This window comes from Micromonospora sp. WMMD723 (assembly GCF_049863385.1).
GTDB lineage: Bacteria > Actinomycetota > Actinomycetes > Mycobacteriales > Micromonosporaceae > Micromonospora > Micromonospora wenchangensis.
In genome coordinates, this window is record NZ_JBMKNR010000001.1 from 1,016,809 (window position 1) to 1,033,507 (window position 16,699).

A 16,699-nucleotide genomic window follows, 5' to 3' on the forward strand; every position below is an offset into this window, starting at 1 on the left:
ACTCGCGGAACGGCCCCGGGTCGGGCTCACCGGTAGGCGAGCCCGACCCGGGGTCAGACCGAACGGATCAGAGCTCGACGGAGGTGATGTCGAGCTCGCCGACGTTGGTCAGCTCCATCTTCTTGATCTTCTCGGAGTGACCGGACTGCTGGCCACCGAAGTAGATCGGCATCGACGGAACGTCCTGGTCGATCTTCTCGACCGCCTTGGCGAACAGCTCGTGCGAGGCGTCCAGGCTCGGGGCGGAGCTGGCCTGCTTGGCCAGGGCGTCCACCTCGGGGTTGCTGTAGAGACCGTCGTTCGAGGAGCCACCGGTCACGTAGAGCGGGTTGATCCAGTTCTCGACGTCCGGGTAGTCCTGCTGCCAACCGGCACGGTAGGCGCCGTCCATCTTGTGGGCGTTGATGTTCTGCCGGAAGACCGCGAAGGTCGGCACACCGACGGCGACCGCGTCGATCCCCAGGGTGTTCTTGATCTGCCCGGCGACGGCCTCCATCCAGTCCTTGTGGCTGGCGTCGGCGTTGTAGTACATCTTCAGCTGCCCGGTGAAGCCACCGGCCTCGGTCAGGAGCTGCTTGGCCTCGTCCGGCTTGAACTGGCAGGCGGTGCAGTTGCCCGGCTTGGCACCCGGGGTCAGCGGGTTGGCCCAGCTGTCGGCCGGCTTGCGGTTACCGAAGAAGATCTTGTCGGTGATCTCCTGCCGGTTGATCGACAGCGAGATCGCCTTGCGCAGCTTCGGGTTCTGGAAGCGCTTGTCGTAGATCGGGAACGCGATGATGCCGGTGGACGGCGTGGTCGACGCGACCGCGCGGTCGGCCAGGTCGGCCTTCCACTTGTCGCCGGCCAGCGAGGAGACCGGAACCTGCTGCTGGAAGTCCAGGTTGTTGGAGACCAGGTCGTTGTAGGCCGCCGTGTCGTCCTGGTAGATCTTGACGTTGACGTCCTTAATCTTCATCTTGTCGCGCAGGTTGTAGTCGTCGAACCGCGTCAGCTTGATCGCGACGTTGTTCTCCCACGAGACGAAGCTGACCGGGCCGTTGCCGATCGGCTTCTTGCCGAAGGCCTCGGCGCCCTGCGAGAAGAAGGCGTCCGGCAGCGGCATGAAGGTGCTGTAGCCGAGCTTGGTCGGGAACACGGCGGTCGGCGCGGAGAGCGTGACCTCGAAGTTCCAGTCGTCGACGACCTTGAGGCCGGACATCTCCTTGGCCTTGGGCTCGGGCGCCTTCTTCGGGCCGTCACCGTCCGGGTCGGAGGTGTTCACGTCGGCGAAGCCGGCGATGTCGGCGAAGAAGCTGGCGTTCTGCGCGCCGTTCGGCGAGTACGCGCCCCAGTTCCAGGCGTCCACGAAGTTCTTGGCCTTGACGACGGTGCCGTCGTGGAACTTCGTGTTCTGCTTGATCTTGATCTTGTAGAGCTTGGAGTCGGTCGTCTCGATCGACTCGGCCAGCGCGTTCTGCGGCGCACCACCGTTGTTGGGGTACTCGACCAGACCGGTCCAGAGCCAGTCGATGATCTTGCCGCCACCGGTCTCGGTGGTGTTCGCCGGAACCAGGGGGTTCTCCGGCTCGGTGCCGTCGACGACGATGGCCCCGTCCGAGCTGCTGGCGCCGCTGCTGCCTTCGTCGTCGTTACCGCTGGAGCAGCCGGACGCGATGAGCGCGAACGCCGCACCCACCGCGATGGCGCCGCTCGCCCGCTTCGAGACTCTCATTCCGAGGGGCCTCCTCTTTCTAACCTGGTTCCGTCGTGGGTTTCACGCACGTTGGGGGGTGACACCGCACGGCGATCCTGTGTTGCGGATCACCGGTTACCGCAGAGAAATCGGGACACCCCAGGGGTACCGATCCGCCGGGCCACCGCACTCCCGCACTCGGCCCCCGGGCAGGCTCGACGACCACGATCCGCGCCATGGGCAGCGGTGACGTGGTCGACCGGGACACACGGGTGCCTCACGTCAGGGGTGAGGTGCTGCCACTGTGACACCCACCGGCCCATTACGTGAAGGTGCCGTTATCAAGCCGTTAGTTGCCCGCCATGTTGCCGATACTTGAGAAAAGATCATGAGATGCCCTGGTCGTACCGCTCTGAGCAGGAAAGACAGCAAGTCCGCTCCACCGGGTGGTGACCGGCGAGTAGCAAGTGTGAGCTTTCCCGCCGTCCGGTCGAGGCGGTTCGACGTCGACCGAGAGTTGGCCGATTTCGACCATCCGGATGATGGTGACTTCCGCCGGGCGGAGCAAAGTCCCGCCCGGCCGGCCGACGATACCGGTTCGCCGGTCCGTACCCGTCGTCGGTGGTGTCCCCACCACCGGTGGGGTCGGTGAGGGCCGGCGGAGACGGGCCGGCCCCGGCACCGTCGCGGGTGCCGGGGCCGGAGGAACCCGTACCTCAGACGGTGAAGCGGATCCGGCGGCGGCGGACCAGCAGCACGGCCACCGCGCCGAACGCCAGCAGCGCCATCCCGGCCAGGGCGGCCAGCGCGATCGGCGACCCGGTCAGCGGCAGGCCACCGCCGTTGCTGGCCGGCGAGGTCGACGGCGCCGGGCTGGCCGGCGGCGACGAGGACTCCGCCGGGGCCGACGGCGACGGGGACGCCGTCGAGGGCGACGGCGACGGGGTCGGCGACCCGGACGGCGAGGCCGACGGCGACGGCGAGGCCGGGGCGGCGGCGAAGGTCGCCGCCGCGTCGGCGGTGACCGAGGTGCCGGTGCTGCCACCCAGGATCAGCTTCTGCTTGGCGTTCTTGCCGCCGGAGAAGAGGAAGACCCGCCCGAAGGAGACCGAGTCCGGGGCCGAGACCGTCACGGTGACCCGGCCGGTGGTGGTGGCGGTCAGCCAGAACCGGCCGCCGTTGGTGGTCGTGCCGACCGGACGCCCCTCGGCGTCGACGGCGCTGCCGCCCTCGACCTTCAGCGCGATCTCCCCGGCCGGCCCGTGCACGGTGAACGGTCCGGCCCGCCCGCCGGTGGTCGCGGTGGCCGAGGCCGGGTCCAGGCTCAGCTCGGCCTTCGGCTCCGGCTGGTCGGTGGCGTTGCGCACCAGGTAGTCGTGCACCCGGCGGATCACGTCGTACTCGGCCGCAGCGGTCAGACCCCGCTCCCAGTCACCCAGGGTGATGCCGTCGCTGAAGTGCCAGACGGCCGTCTGGGTACCGAAGTAGAGCAGCGCGTCGCGCCGGGAGTCGGGCAGCCCGGCGGGCAGGCTCGCCCCGGCCGCGGCGAGCAGCTTCGCCCGGTCGGCGTTGGGGTAGCCGTGGGTGAGCACCCACTGCACCCGGCCGAGGTTCTTCACCTCCGACTCGTCCCAGCTGCCCTCGGCGTACTCGCCGTTGCGGGCCACCGGGGTGTGGAAGTCGATGCAGAAGACCGGCACCGTGCCGTCCTTCAACTCCAGGGCCAGCGCCGAGGTCTTCTGCGCCCGACCGTCCAGCTTCAGCGTGACGCTGGTGCCCGGCACCGCCCGCGCCACGCCCTTCGTCGCCGGCTCGGCGGCGGCCGGACCGGCTGCGGTGAGCACCAGCGCGCCACCGGTGACGAGCGCCGTGGCGATACCCGCCCAGCGTCGTCCTCGTTCTCCGAACATCAGTTCCGTGCACCTCTCCCCAGGGGTCGGCCCGCTCCCGGCGGGCCGGTGTGCGTCGCCCCCGGGCGGGGTCGTGACACCACCCGCACGCGCGAAGGCGACGGGGCATTATGCGACACGAATTGATCTCTTGTCAGCCCTGGGGCGATGCTCCCGGAATGGGAGGTGTCAGACGAGTCGTCGGTCCGCCGCCCAGCGGGACAACTCGTACCGGTTGGACATCTGGAGCTTGCGCAGCACGTTCGACACGTGCGTCTCGACCGTCTTGATCGAGATGAACAGCTCCTTGGCGATCTCCTTGTACGCGTACCCCCGGGCGAGCAGGCGCAGCACCTCGCGCTCGCGGTTGGTGAGCTGGTCCAGCTCGGGGTCCGCGACCGGGGCGTCCGGCCGGGCGGCGAAGGCGTCCAGCACGAACCCGGCCAGCCGGGGACTGAACACGGCGTCCCCGTCGGCCACCCGGCGGATCGCGTCGGTCAGCTCGTCCGGGGAGATGGTCTTGGTCACGTAGCCCCGGGCACCCGCCCGGATCAGCCCGATCACGTCCTCGGCGGCGTCGGACACGCTCAGCGCGAGGAACTTCACCTGCGGGTGGGTGCGGCGCATCGCGTCCAGTACCGCCCGCCCGCCGCCGTCGGGCATGTGGACGTCGAGCAGCACCACGTCAGGCCCGGTGGCGGCGATCCGGGCGACCGCCTCGGCCACCGTGCTCGCCTCCCCCACCACCTCGACGTGCGCCCCCAGTTCGGCCCGGACCCCGGCCCGGAACATGGCGTGGTCGTCGACCAGGAAGACCCTCAACCGTTGCGCGCGGTCCGGCGTGCCCGACCCCGGTTCCATCGACTGCTCCGCCATCTCAGTTGTCCCTTTCCGCCGTGGAGCCGGTGCCGGTGATGGGCAGCATCAACCGGACCTCCGTCCCCTCCCCGGGCTCGGAACGGATCTCCGCCCGGCCACCGTGCCGTTTCATCCGCCCGATGATCGACCCTCGGACCCCGTGCCGGTGATCCTCCACGGTATCCGGGTCGAAGCCCTTGCCCCGGTCCCGGACGAAGACGCTCACCTGCTCCGGCTCGACCTCGGCATAGAGCGACACCGTCTGCACCCCGGCATGCCGGGCCGCGTTGACCAACGCCTCCCGGGCCGCCGCCACCAGCGCGCCCACCCGTTCGTCGGTCTCCCGGTCGCCCACCACCACCGCCTCGACGGTGATCGCGAAGGTGTCCTCCACCTCGGCGGCGGCCTGCTCCAGCGCCGCCGCGAACCGCTCGGTGGGCGAGGCGGTCGGCTTGTAGAGCCAGTTGCGCAACGACCGTTCCTGACCCCGGGCGAGGCGCTGCACCGTCTTGACGTCGCTGGCGTTGCGCTGGATCAGGGCGAGGGTGTGCAGCACCTGGTCGTGCACCATCGCGGCCAGTTCGGCACGCTCCTGCTCGCGGATGCGCCCCTCCCGTTCCGAGCGGAGCTGGTTCCACGTCCGCCACAGCACCGGCGCGACGACCACCCCGACGCCGACCAGCCCGACCAGCGCGAAGATCAGGCCGTTGACCACCGCGTCGAGGTTCTGCACCGGCGAGTAGACCGCCGCCACGCCGATGATGCCGACGGCGACCAGCACCGCGCCCCCGGCGAAGCGGAGCACGAGGGCCCGCCGGTCGGTCTCCTCCACCACCGCGCCGAGCCACGGCACCGGCATCGACCCGGTCCACTGCCGACGACGTTCCGGCGCGGACTGGTGCCAGATCACCCCGGCGCCGACCGCGATGATCGCCACCAGCCAGCCGGCGGTGCCCGCCGCGCCCACCGAGTCGAAGAGCATCACCTGGACCAGCAGCACACCGAGACCGATCGCCACGAACGGCAGCAACTGCCCGGGGTCGCGCCGGGGCGGCGTGGCGGTGTCGCCGGGGCGCAGCGGAACCACCGCCCAGAACGCCGCATACAGCAGCAGGCCCAGGCCACTGAGCCCGAGCAGCACCATGAACGCGACGCGGACCCGCAGCACCGAGATGCCGAGATGGTCGGCGATGCCGGCGGCCACCCCGGCGGCCAACCGGTGCTCGGGCGCCCGGTAGAGGCGGGGTGGCGGCGGGGTCACGACGCTGATCGGAGGCTCCCTGGTCACGATGGGTGGTGGACGGACACCTGGCGGTACGGTGCCGCTCCGATCGTCACACGCCCGGGACGCCGCCGACCACGGGGACGCCCCCGACATCCGCCCGCCGGGATCTCAGGGTGGGGTCAGGGTCGGTTCCGGAGGCAAGCCGGCCCGACGACGGCGCAGGATCGAGTCATGACCGAGGACCCCGCCCCGCCGCCGTACCCTTCGGTGGCCGCACCGGGTGGTACGCCACCGCCCGGTCCCGCCGCCGGGCCGGACCCCATGGCGCCCGCGTCGCCCACGGGGGGCGACGACGCGCCACCGCCGCCCGGTGGCTACCCCCCGCCGTCCGGCGGGGCCAGCTTCACCTCCCGGTACGGCCTGATCCGGCCCCGCGACGGCCGCTACCTCGCCGGGGTCTGCGCGGCGATCGGCCGGGCCACCAACACCGACCCGGTGCTCTGGCGGGTGCTGCTCGCCGTGCTCGGGTTCTTCGGCGGGGTCGGCATCCTGGTCTACGTGGCCGCCTGGTTGATCATTCCGGGCGAGGGCGACAGCGCCTCCCCGCTGGAGTCGATGCTCGGGCGGGGCCGGTCGAGCATGTCCCCGATCACCGTGATCGTGCTGACCATCCTGGTCGCGGTCAGCTTCGGCTACATCGTCACCGACGCGTTCCGGGCGGTGCTGCTGGGCGCGGCGATCCTGATCGGCGGCGCGCTGCTGCTCAACCGGGACGGCCGGTCCGGCTTCGCCGCCGCCGGTCCGGCCCCCGCACCGGCCGGGCCGCCCGGACCGGTGCCCCCGGTCGGTTACCCGGCGCCCGCACCGTTCACCCCGCCCGTACCCGCCGTGCCGTTCCCGGCCGGCGCCCCGGCGGCCCCCCGGACCGGTGGTGCGGTGGGCTGGCCCGCACAGGGACCGACGGCTGCGCCGCCGCCCTGGCCGCCGGCCCGGCCGATGGAGGTCACCGCCACCCGGGCGGAAGCTCCGGGCTGGCCGCCCCGCCCACCGGTGCCCGGTCGACCGGCCGCCGCACCGGTCGTGGTCCCGCCGTCACCCGGTACGGGCTACCGGCCACCGTTCGCCCCGCGCGGTCCGTACGCCCAGGCGGGCCCGCCCCCGCCCCCGCCCGCGCCCCGGGTCAAGCCGCCGAAGAAGCCGAAGGAACGCTCGGCGCTGGGTGCCGCGACCTTCTCGCTGATCTTCCTGGTCCTCGGCGTGGTGGCCATCCTGGACCTGCTGGACGTCTTCCCGATCGGCGCGGCCGGCTACTTCGCGGCGGTGCTCGCCACCATCGGGCTCGGCCTGCTGGTGGGCACCTGGTTCGGGCGGGCCCGCTGGCTGATCGCCCTCGGTCTGGTCGCCGCCGCCGCGCTCGCCGTCGCCACCGTCGCCGAGTCCTACGACCGGGTCCGGGGCGTCGACGGAGCGGTCACCTGGGCACCGACCAGTTACCGGGAGCTGGCCGACCGCTACGAGAACAGCTTCGGCGACACCACCCTGGACCTGCGGGCGGTGGACTTCGACAAGCGGGACACCGACATCACCGTGGTGGTCAACTTCGGGGCGGCCACCATCGTGGTCCCGCCGAACGTTGACGTCACCGTGGTGACCAACGTCAAGGCCGGGGAGGCGACCGTGTTCGGGCGACGTAGCGCCGGATTCGAGGGACAGGCACGGCAGGTGAGCGACCTCGGCCCGGACGGAGCCGGCGGCGGCACGCTGCGGCTCACCGTCCAGGTCAACGCCGGCAACCTGGAGGTGACCCGGTGAAGGCCCACCGCACCGACCTGGTGTCGTTCGTCTTCGGGCTGCTCTTCGTCGGCCTCGCCCTCTGGTGGCTGCTGGCCCAGATCCTCGGGTTGGCCCTGCCGGCGGTGGGCTGGTTCCTGGCCGGCGCTCTGGTGCTGATCGGGCTGCTCGGCCTGGTCGGCGCGGTGCGGTCGGCGCGGACCACCGACGCCGTGCCGCCGGCCGCCGGCGGCGCAACCCCCACGCCGGCCCCGGCCGGCCCGACGACCGGCCCGGCGGGTCGACCGGTGGGCAGCCCGCCGGACGGTCCCGTGGGTGGGCCCGACGACCGGGCCGGCTGGCGGGACACCGCCGAACTGCGCCTCGGCGACCCGGCGGACGAGCCGGGACGGCCGGGCGCGGTGGACCGTCGACCCGGACAGGACGAGCCGGCCCGGGTCGGCGACGGGGACACCCGCCGGTGGCCGGCCGACGACCCGGTCACCGGTCCACCGGGCACCTGACCACGGCCACCGGGCTGACCGCGCCGGTGCGGTCGGCCCGTGCCGGCTCGTATGCTGGCCGGGGAGATCCCGCCTCCGCCGGGCGAGCCCCGCCGGTGGCCGCGCCAGGCGGCCCGGGTGCCGGCCCGGGTGCGCCTGGTCCCGGCACCCCGAGGCGGTCCCGCCGCGACGTCCGTCTACCCCGTCAGGAGCCCGCCCGAGATGACCCAGTCCCCCGCCGTGCGCCCCTCCGGTCCGTTCGGTCCGGTCCGCATCGGCGAGCGTGCCGCCCGTACCCTCGTCGCCGAACTCGCCCGACGCAACGACCCGAAGGCAGCCCTGCTGGTGGGTGCGGCCCCCGGGGCCGCGGTCCTCGCCGCGGCGATCGACGCGCTGCTGCCGGGCGACACGCTGACCGTCGTGCCGGACCCGACGACCGACGCCGCCACGCTGCGCGACCACGTGACGGCCCAGGGCCGCTGGGTCGCCGACCGGGTACGGGTGGTCGACTCCCTGGCCGAGGCGGACGCCGCCGAACTGGTCATCGCCGCCGAGCCGTTCACCGGGACCGGCGAGCAGACCCGCGACGCCGTCGACGGCCTCACCAAGTACCTGACCGACGGCGCGGTGCTCAGCGTCGCCGCGCCGGTGTTCCGCACCGAGGGGGCCGCCGCCGAACTGGACCGGCAGGGCGTCCTGCACGGTGTGCGTTCCGACCTGGTGGTACGCAACTCCCCGCCGGTACGGGTGCACCACCTGAGGTTCACCCCGGCCGGTGCCGCGTCGGCCGCCCGGCTCGCCCCGGCGTACCGGCCGTCGAGCGTGCCGCTGACCCGGGGCATGCACATCGACTCGAACGGGGTCGCCGCGGCCGGTATCGCGCTCGGCCTGGCCGCCGTCGCCCGGGTCGCCCGGCCGAAGTCGAAGCTGTGGCTGGTGCCGGCGCTGGCCGCCGCCCCGGTGGCGGCGTTCTTCCGGGACCCGCAGCGGGACGTGCCGGAGGACCCGTCCGCGGTGGTCGCCGCCGCCGACGGTCAGGTGCTGTCGGTGCAACGGCTGCACGACGAGCGGTTCGGCGACGGCGAGTGGCTGCGGATCGCGGTCTTCCTGTCGGTGCTGGACGTGCACGTCAACCGTTCACCGGTGGCCGGCAAGGTGGTCGACTACTTCGTCGCCGACGGCGGCTTCGTCAACGCGATGAAGCCGGACGCGGAGCACAACGTCGCCGCCTACACGGTGCTGGACACCGCACACGGCACGGTGGTGGTGGCGCAGCGCACCGGGTTGATCGCCCGGCGGATCGTGCAGCGGGCTCCGGTGGGGGCGCTGCTGGCCCGGGGGGAGCGGTTCGGGCTGATCCGCTTCGGCTCCCGTACCGACGTCTACCTGCCGGCCGACGCCGCCACGCCGCTGGTCGGCCCCGGCGACAAGGTGGTCGGTGGTTCCTCGGTCATCGCCCGCTGGAGCTGAGCCGACGACCACGCGAACAGGGGCGCCGCGATCGCGGCGCCCCTGTCGTGCAACTGCGGACGGATCAGGCGGTACGGCGCTGGTGCAGCCAGAGCAGCGGCCCGCTGACCAGGTAGCCCACCACCACGAGGGCGAAGGTGAGCCGGATGTCGACGAGTGCGCCGACGGCCGGGGCCAGCCACAGCCACGGCGGAAGCTTGACCAACCGGGCCAGCTTGGCGTACGGGAAGCTGGAGACCATCGTGAAGGCGAGCAGCGCCACCCCGCCGATCTGCACGACGGCCGGCAGCGGCAGTTCGATGGCCACGCCGAGCGCGAGCACGGCCGCCGCCATCGTGGTGGGTACGCCGCAGAAGAACCGGCCGTCCTTGGGCGAGACGTTGAACCGGGCGAGCCTGATCGCGGCACATGACGCGACCAGGGCTGCGGCGACCGCCGCCGCGGCGGTGGGGGCCGATCCGGCCAGCGAGGCGTAGACCACCACCGGGGCGGCCAGGCCGAAGGAGCACATGTCGGCCAGCGAGTCCATCTGGGCGCCGAACGGGCTGGCCACGCCGAACTTCCGGGCGAGCGCGCCGTCGAGGCCGTCGAACGCGACGCAGGCGATCAGCAGCAGGGCCGCGATCCGGGGCTGGCCGTTCATGGCGACGAAGATGGCGTTGATGCCGAGCACCAGGCTCGCCAGGGTGCAGGCGTTGACCAGCGCGAACTTCATCCGCCGGGCGGGGGTACGCGCGCCGGGGAGCAGCGGGATCGCCATCGCGGGCGACTCGTCGACCGGTGTGGTGGGGCCCAGGACCGGGCTGACCGGGGCGACCGCCTCGATCTCGGCGCGGTCGAGGGTGATCCCGCGACGGTCGAAGCCGTACCGGCGACGCTGGCGGTCGACGCGGTGCTCGGGAAGGACCAGGTCGGTGCCGTTGAGCTGGTCACCGTCCCGGCGACCCACCCGGACCAGCAGTACCTGGCGGGCGAATGTGCTGCTGCGGCGCAACCGGCCCGCCCAGCGACGCCCTGCGGGGCGCGGACTGTCAGTCGTACGACGCCGGCGCCATGGGGCTCTCGGCACGTTTCCTCCATCACCGGATCGGCTGGCCGCCCGTGCGGGCGGGTGTCCGGCTGTCTCGTGCCGGACCGCTCTTGGCCCGGCAGCCGTTCAAGCGGAGTACACCATTACACAGCGGCGTGGTGGTTGGCGATAGCTGCCGGCGGTACTTATAACCTCGTTAACCGCGCAAACCGCTGCCTTGTTCCCATCTCGGACTTCTGGGTCCGTTTTTCGGGCTTCAGCGCCCGTTTTCTTCGCCAACCGCAGGGCCGACTTTACCGGAGCACCACCAGGTCGGCTCGGCGAGCGTCCGTCAGCCGACCACCCACCGGGTCGCCAGCACCGCGACATCAGTCATCGCCAAGCCGCTGAGCTGGGAAGACGTAAACCAGGCAGCGCCGGCCGTCGATCCGCCGGCCTGTTCGGTCACGACCGGCCCGGTCGGCTCGTCGACGAGCACCCGGTAGATCACCCGTACGCCGTGCCAGTCCAGCGGGCGACCCTCGGGGCCCATCGCGCCCGGATTGTGAAGATTGTCGACCAGAATCAGCCTGACGACCCGGCCACGCTGACCCGATTCCTCCACCAGTTCCCGTAACAGACCGTCAACCGGTTGCTCACCGTGATCGGTCCCGCCGCCGGGCAGGTGCCAGAGTCCGGCACCCGGATAGCCGGGCGCGATCATCGTGAGCAGCACCCGCCCGTCGGGATCGGTGACCAGCCCGTACGCGGCGAACCGCTGCCGCCGGTCGGTCGACTCCGTCACCACCGGCTCGACCGGCACGCCTGGCGACGGGCCGGCGGGCGGCGGCGGGACGGGCAGGCCGAGCAGGTCGGCGGTGAACGGCACCAGCGGCAGCGTCGCCGCCTCCTGCGGGGTGCACCAGGCCAGCTCACCGGGGCCGTCACCGTCGCCGACCGCCGACGGCGGCGCTCCCGCGGCCACCGCCGGGTCGCCGGGGATAGTGACGTCGAACACCAGCCGGTCGGTGTGTACCGGCCCGACGGCGTCCGCCGGGTCCGTAGCGGTCAGGTCGGCCACGGCGGCGCGTATCCCGGCGACCGCGACGGTCAGCCCGGACTGCCCGGCGCACTCGCGGACCACGGTGTCGGCCGGATGCTCCGCGTGCCGCACGACGCCCCCGGGCAACTGCCAGGACCCCGCCGCCGGATCGGACGCCGGGTCGCCGGTGGGGTCGCCGGCTGCGCGTCGCCCGCGTACCAACAGCACCCGGCCGGTCTCGTCGGTGCACCAGCCGTACGCCGCGATCCGTCGTCGCTCCTGCACGTCACTCCCCCGCCCGCGCGATCCGCCGTCGATCATGAGGCTAGCGGTCGTCCGGGCGGGGCGGGTGCCGTCGCACCGGGCCGCCGGTGGTGCCACCGACGCCGCCGGCGGGCGGGGTGGGTCAGGCGGTGAGCCGGGCGGCCTGGACCGCCTCGGCGGTGACCTCGGTGAGCCGGTCGGTGGGCAGGGCACCCAACTCGTCCCGGGCGAACCAGCGGGCCTCGCAGGTGGAGCCGCCCACGTCGGTGACGGTCGGCGGGGCGGGCTGGTCGACCATCACCCGGTAGAAGGCCCGCACGCCGTGCCAGTCGATCGGGTAGCCCTCCGGGCCGAGCGAGGCGGCGTCACGGTGGCTGGCCACCCCGAGCAGCTCGACCAGCCGGCCGGTCTGCCCGGTCTCCTCGACCAGCTCCCGGATCAGCGCCGCACCCGGCTGCTCACCGTAGTCGGTGCCGCCGCCGGGCAGGTGCCAGCAGCCCGCGCCCGGGTAGCCGTCGGAGACCCTGGTCAGCAGCACCCGGCCCGCCGGGTCGGTGGCCACCGCGTACGCGGCGAAGCGCTGCGCCCGGTGCAGCCCGTCCGGGCCGGGCACGGCGTAGAACGAGGGGAACTCGGGGGCCTCGTCGGGGACCACGTCGGCCGAGGACGCCGGCAGCCCGAGCGCGCGGGCGGTGAAGGCCCGCAGCGGCAGCTCCCGCGCCTCGTCGAGGGTGTACCAGCGGGCCAGGTCGGTGGAGCGGTCCACCCGGTCGGTGAGGGTGCCGCCGCGTACCGACACCTGGTAGATCAGGCGGTCGGTGTGGATGGTGATGCCCCGCTCGGGCAGGGCGCGCATGTCGGCCAGGACGTCGGCCAGGCCGGCGACGGCGACCGAGAGGCCCGTTTCGGCGGCGGTCTCCCGGACGACGGTGTGGTTCGGGTCCTCGCCGTGGTCGACCGCCCCACCGGGCAGGGACCATACGCCGGGGGTGCCGGAGCGCTCCGATGCGCGGACCAGCAACACTCGGCCGACTGAATCTGCACAGACTGCATATGCCGCGATCCTGCGGAGCGGCTCCAGCAAGGTGGTCACGGAGCCAAATTCTCCCCGGGTCGCGTTACCGACGCGGAAAAGAGTCGGATTCCTGACTCAGGGCTGGTCACTCAGGGATCGATCAGGGTAGGACTCCGGGCGGTCACCGAGGTCGACGGGGCGGCCGGCGCGGACCGTGGAGACATGACCTCGACGAGCACCCCCCACGCCCCGTACAAACAACTCCGCAGGCCGACCACCGACCGGATGGTGGCCGGCGTCGCCAGCGGCCTCGGCCGCTACTTCGCCGTCGATCCCACCCTGGTCCGGGTGCTGTTCGCGGTGGCGACCCTGGTCACCGGCGGTGTCGCCGCGCTGGCGTACCCGGTCATGTGGTTCCTGATGCCCGAGGAGCCGGCCGGCGCGCCGGCCTGGCCGCACCCGGCGGACCCGGCGGCGCAGCCGCAGCCGACCGCCCAGCCGACCTGGCCGCACCCGGCGGAGCCGGCCGGCTGGCCGCAGCCGGGCGGGCCGGCGACCGGAGGACAGCCTCAGCCGCCGGCGACCCCGCCGACGGCCGGCTGAACCCCGCTCACTCCCACTCGATGGTGCCCGGCGGCTTGCTGGTCACGTCCAGGACCACCCGGTTGACCTCGGCGACCTCGTTGGTGATCCGGGTGGAGATCCGGGCCACCACCTCGTAGGGCAGCCGGGACCAGTCGGCGGTCATCGCGTCCTCGCTGGAGACCGGGCGCAGCACCACGGGATGCCCGTAGCTGCGCCCGTCACCCTGCACCCCGACGCTGCGCACGTCGGCCAGGAGCACCACCGGGAACTGCCAGACGCCCCGGTCCAGGCCGGCAGCCGTCAACTCCTCCCGGGCGATCAGGTCGGCCTGGCGCAGCAGGTCGAGGCGCTCGCGGTCGACCGCGCCGATGATCCGGATGGCCAGGCCCGGCCCCGGGAACGGGTGCCGCCAGACCATCGCCTCGGGCAGGCCGAGCTGGAGCCCGAGCGCCCGGACCTCGTCCTTGAACAGCGTGCGCAGCGGCTCGACCAGGGCGAACTTCAGATCCTCCGGGAGGCCGCCGACGTTGTGATGGCTCTTGATGTTGGCGGTGCCGGTGCCACCGCCGGACTCGACCACGTCCGGGTAGAGGGTGCCCTGCACCAGGAACTCGACGTCGCCGTGCGCGGCGATCTCCCGCGCGGCGGCCTCGAAGACCCGGATGAACTCCCGGCCGATGATCTTCCGCTTCTGCTCCGGGTCGGTCACCCCGGCCAGCGCGCCGAGGAACCGGTCGGCCGCGTCGACCACCTTGAGCGTGATGCCGGTGGCCGCGACGTAGTCCTTCTCCACCTGCTCGGCCTCGCCGGCCCGCAGCAGCCCGTGGTCGACGAAGACGCAGGTGAGCTGGTCACCGACCGCCCGGTGCACCAGCGCGGCGGCGACGGCCGAGTCGACCCCGCCGCTCAGGCCGCAGATGACCTCCTTGTCGCCGACCTGGGCCCGGATCCGGGCCACCTGCTCGTCGATGATGTTCTGCGGGGTCCAGGTGGGCTCGATGCCGGCGATGTCGTAGAGGAAACGCCTGAGCATCTCCTGCCCCTGCGCGGTGTGCCCCACCTCGGGGTGGAACTGCACACCGGCCCGACGGCCGGCCAGGTCCTCGAAGGCGGCGACCGGGGCACCGGCCGACTCGGCGGTCACCGTGAATCCGGCGGGGGCCTCGGTCACCGCGTCGCCGTGACTCATCCAGACCGGCAGGTCCGCCGGCAGGTCCCGCAGCAGCACCCCCGGGTCGAGCAGCCGGGGACGCAGCGGGGTGCCGCCGTACTCCCGGTTGCCGGTCCGGGCGACCGTGCCGCCGAGCGCCTGGGCCATCGCCTGGAAGCCGTAGCAGATGCCGAAGACGGGGACGCCCGCGTCGAACAGCCCGGCGTCGATCTGCGGGGCGTCCGGGGCGTAGACGCTGGACGGGCCGCCGGACAGGATGATCGCGGCCGGGTCCTTCGCCAGCATCTCGGCGACCGGCATGGAGTGCGGGACGATCTCCGAATAGACCTTCGCCTCGCGCACCCGGCGCGCGATGAGCTGGGCGTACTGGGCTCCGAAGTCCACCACGAGGACGGGGCGAGGCGTGCTCATGTGGGCAGAGCCTACCGACAGTCACACCCGCCGCCGGCACGGGCCGGCCCCGGGCGCGGCGCGCCCGGTCGGCGCCGGTCAGCCGCGCAGCGCGCCGGGGGCGTCCGCCGGGACCGCCGGGTGCCGGGGACGCACCGCCGCCACCCGGGTGTACGCCGACCCGAGCGGCGGCCGGGGGTCCGCCTCCCCCCGGTTCGGCCAGTACGACATCGCCCGCTCCGCCTGCGCGGTGATCGTCAACGACGGGTTCACCCCGAGGTTCGCCGAGACCGCCGCCCCGTCGACCACGTGCAGCCCCGGGTGGCCGTACACCCGGTGCCAGGGGTCGACCACGCCGTCGGCCGGGGTGGCGCCGATCACCGCCCCGCCGAGCAGGTGCGCGGTCAGCGGGACGTCGAACGGTTCGGTGAGCGCCCCGCCCGGGGTGCCACCGATCTCCTCGGCGAGCAGCCGGACCGCCCGGTTGCCGGCCGGGATCCAGGTCGGATGAGGTGCGCCGTGCCCGGGGCCGGACACCAGCCGCCGCCGGCCCAGCGGCCCCCGCTGCCAGCGGGTGGTGAGCGAGTTGTCCGCCGACTGCATCACCAGGGCGATCACCGTCCGCTCGGACCAGTGCCGCACCGAGAGCATCCGGGCGGCCAGCCGGGGCTGCCGCACGACCGCGCCCAGCCAGCGCCGGACCCGGTGCGGGCCGCCGTCGACCAGCAGCGACTGGAGCAACCCCATCGCGTTCGCGCCCCGGCCGTAGCGGACCGGCTCGACGTGGGTCTGCGGGTCGGGATGGAACGAGCTGGTGATCGCCACCCCGTCGGTGAAGTCCAGCCCCCGCCGCCGGGCCTGCCGGCGGTCGACCGACGCGCCGAGGATCGCCTCCGAGTTGGTCCGGGTCAACGCGCCGAGGCGGTCCGACAGGTGGGGCAGCGCGCCGGTCTGCTTCATCGCGTGCAGCAGCCGCTGGGTGCCGAGCGCGCCGGCCGCGAAGACCACCTGGTCGGCGTGGAACACCTGGCGACGCCGCCGCAACCAGGCACCGGTACGCACGGCGTGCACCAGGTAGCCCCCGCCGTCGGCCGGCCGTACGGCGGTGACCGTGGTCAACGGGTGGACCCGCGCGCCGAGCCGTTCGGCAAGCCACAGGTAGTTCTTGACCAGGGTGTTCTTGGCGCCGTGCCGGCAGCCGGTCAGGCACGACCCGCAGTGCGTGCAGCCGGTGCGCTCCGGCCCCGCCCCGCCGAAGTACGGGTCCGCCACCCGTTGCCCGGGGCGGCCGAGGTGCACCCCCACCGGGGTCGGACCGAAGGTGTGCCCGACGCCCATCCGCTCGGCCACCGCCCGCATCGCCCGGTCCGCGCCGGTGTGTCGGGGGTACGGGGTGACCCCGAGCATCCGTCCGGCCTGGTCGTAGTGGCTGGCGAGTTCCGCCCGCCAGTCGGTGACGTCACGCCACTGCGGATCGGCGTAGAAGGCGTCCGGTGGCTGGTAGAGGGTGTTCGCGTAGACCAGGGAGCCACCGCCGACGCCGGCACCGGAGAGCACCAGCACCCCGCTCGCGGTACCCCGGGCGGCCGGGCGGAGCAGGGTGATCCGTTGCAGCCCGTAGCAGCCCAGGCGGGGGGCCCAGAGGAACCGGCGCAGCCGCCAGGAGGTCTGCGGGAACTCGTCGTCGGCGAACCGCCGGCCCGCCTCCAGCACCCCGACGGTGTAGCCCTTCTCGGCCAGCCGCAGCGCGGTGACGCTGCCGCCGAAGCCGGAGCCGATGACGAGCACGTCGTACCGCATGACCGCATCATTACCGGCGGGTAGCCATCGCGCCAG

Annotated in this window: 12 protein-coding genes and 1 pseudogene; 4 read left to right on the forward strand and 9 right to left on the reverse strand. The window is 73.2% G+C overall.

The annotated features are described in order from the left end of the window. Positions 1–67 precede the first annotated feature (67 nt). From ACN261_RS04565 to ACN261_RS04580, 4 genes are all read right to left on the reverse strand, one after another. Positions 68–1,711: a peptide ABC transporter substrate-binding protein gene (locus tag ACN261_RS04565; protein WP_421484080.1), complete on the reverse strand. Its 1,644-nt coding sequence runs from the start codon at positions 1,709–1,711 to the stop codon at positions 68–70. 677 nt (positions 1,712–2,388) lie between these two features. Then, a complete protein-coding gene (locus tag ACN261_RS04570; RefSeq protein ID WP_421484082.1) occupies positions 2,389–3,582 on the reverse strand; it encodes a thioester domain-containing protein in 1,194 nt (397 codons plus the stop codon). Positions 3,583–3,750: 168 nt separating this feature from the next. Beyond that, positions 3,751–4,437, reverse strand: a complete 687-nt coding sequence (locus ACN261_RS04575; protein ID WP_425848585.1) for a response regulator — start codon at positions 4,435–4,437, stop codon at positions 3,751–3,753. Position 4,438: 1 nt separating this feature from the next. Next, a complete protein-coding gene (locus tag ACN261_RS04580; RefSeq protein ID WP_425848587.1) occupies positions 4,439–5,707 on the reverse strand; it encodes a PspC domain-containing protein in 1,269 nt (422 codons plus the stop codon). Positions 5,708–5,875: 168 nt separating this feature from the next. Here ACN261_RS04580 and ACN261_RS04585 point away from each other — a divergent pair, with 168 nt between their 5' ends. The 3 genes and pseudogenes from ACN261_RS04585 to ACN261_RS04595 all read left to right on the forward strand — a co-directional run bounded on the left by ACN261_RS04585 (position 5,876) and on the right by ACN261_RS04595 (position 9,387). Then, positions 5,876–7,456 carry a PspC domain-containing protein gene (locus tag ACN261_RS04585; protein ID WP_421484086.1) on the forward strand — a complete coding sequence of 527 codons (1,581 nt, stop codon included), beginning with the start codon at positions 5,876–5,878 and terminating at the stop codon, positions 7,454–7,456. Beyond that, positions 7,453–7,713: pseudogene (locus tag ACN261_RS04590) on the forward strand (hypothetical protein); the annotation flags it as partial. The gene ACN261_RS04585 and the pseudogene ACN261_RS04590, both read left to right, overlap by 4 nt. Before the next feature lie 426 nt (positions 7,714–8,139). Continuing rightward, positions 8,140–9,387 carry a phosphatidylserine decarboxylase gene (locus ACN261_RS04595; RefSeq protein ID WP_421484087.1) on the forward strand — a complete coding sequence of 416 codons (1,248 nt, stop codon included), beginning with the start codon at positions 8,140–8,142 and terminating at the stop codon, positions 9,385–9,387. 64 nt (positions 9,388–9,451) lie between these two features. Here the strand turns inward: ACN261_RS04595 and ACN261_RS04600 are convergent, their stop codons facing one another. The 3 genes from ACN261_RS04600 to ACN261_RS04610 all read right to left on the reverse strand — a co-directional run bounded on the left by ACN261_RS04600 (position 9,452) and on the right by ACN261_RS04610 (position 12,795). After that, complete coding sequence (locus tag ACN261_RS04600) at positions 9,452–10,381, reverse strand: CDP-alcohol phosphatidyltransferase family protein (protein WP_421484088.1); 930 nt, start codon at positions 10,379–10,381, stop codon at positions 9,452–9,454. A gap of 367 nt (positions 10,382–10,748) precedes the next feature. Further along, positions 10,749–11,759: an NUDIX domain-containing protein gene (locus ACN261_RS04605; RefSeq protein WP_425848591.1), complete on the reverse strand. Its 1,011-nt coding sequence runs from the start codon at positions 11,757–11,759 to the stop codon at positions 10,749–10,751. Positions 11,760–11,844: 85 nt separating this feature from the next. After that, the gene (locus ACN261_RS04610) at positions 11,845–12,795 is read right to left on the reverse strand and encodes an NUDIX domain-containing protein (RefSeq protein ID WP_421484090.1); all 951 of its coding nucleotides are present in this window, start codon (positions 12,793–12,795) and stop codon (positions 11,845–11,847) included. Positions 12,796–12,939: 144 nt separating this feature from the next. On the opposite strand from ACN261_RS04610, the gene ACN261_RS04615 reads away from it, so the two are divergent. Continuing rightward, complete coding sequence (locus tag ACN261_RS04615) at positions 12,940–13,320, forward strand: PspC domain-containing protein (protein WP_421484092.1); 381 nt, start codon at positions 12,940–12,942, stop codon at positions 13,318–13,320. A 7-nt stretch (positions 13,321–13,327) separates the two neighbouring features. Here ACN261_RS04615 and guaA read toward each other — a convergent pair whose 3' ends face one another. Both guaA and ACN261_RS04625 read right to left on the reverse strand, forming a co-directional pair. After that, positions 13,328–14,884: a glutamine-hydrolyzing GMP synthase gene (gene guaA, locus ACN261_RS04620; protein ID WP_421484093.1), complete on the reverse strand. Its 1,557-nt coding sequence runs from the start codon at positions 14,882–14,884 to the stop codon at positions 13,328–13,330. Between the two features lie 78 nt (positions 14,885–14,962). Further along, positions 14,963–16,663: an FAD-dependent oxidoreductase gene (locus tag ACN261_RS04625; RefSeq protein ID WP_421484095.1), complete on the reverse strand. Its 1,701-nt coding sequence runs from the start codon at positions 16,661–16,663 to the stop codon at positions 14,963–14,965. Positions 16,664–16,699: the final 36 nt, after the last annotated feature.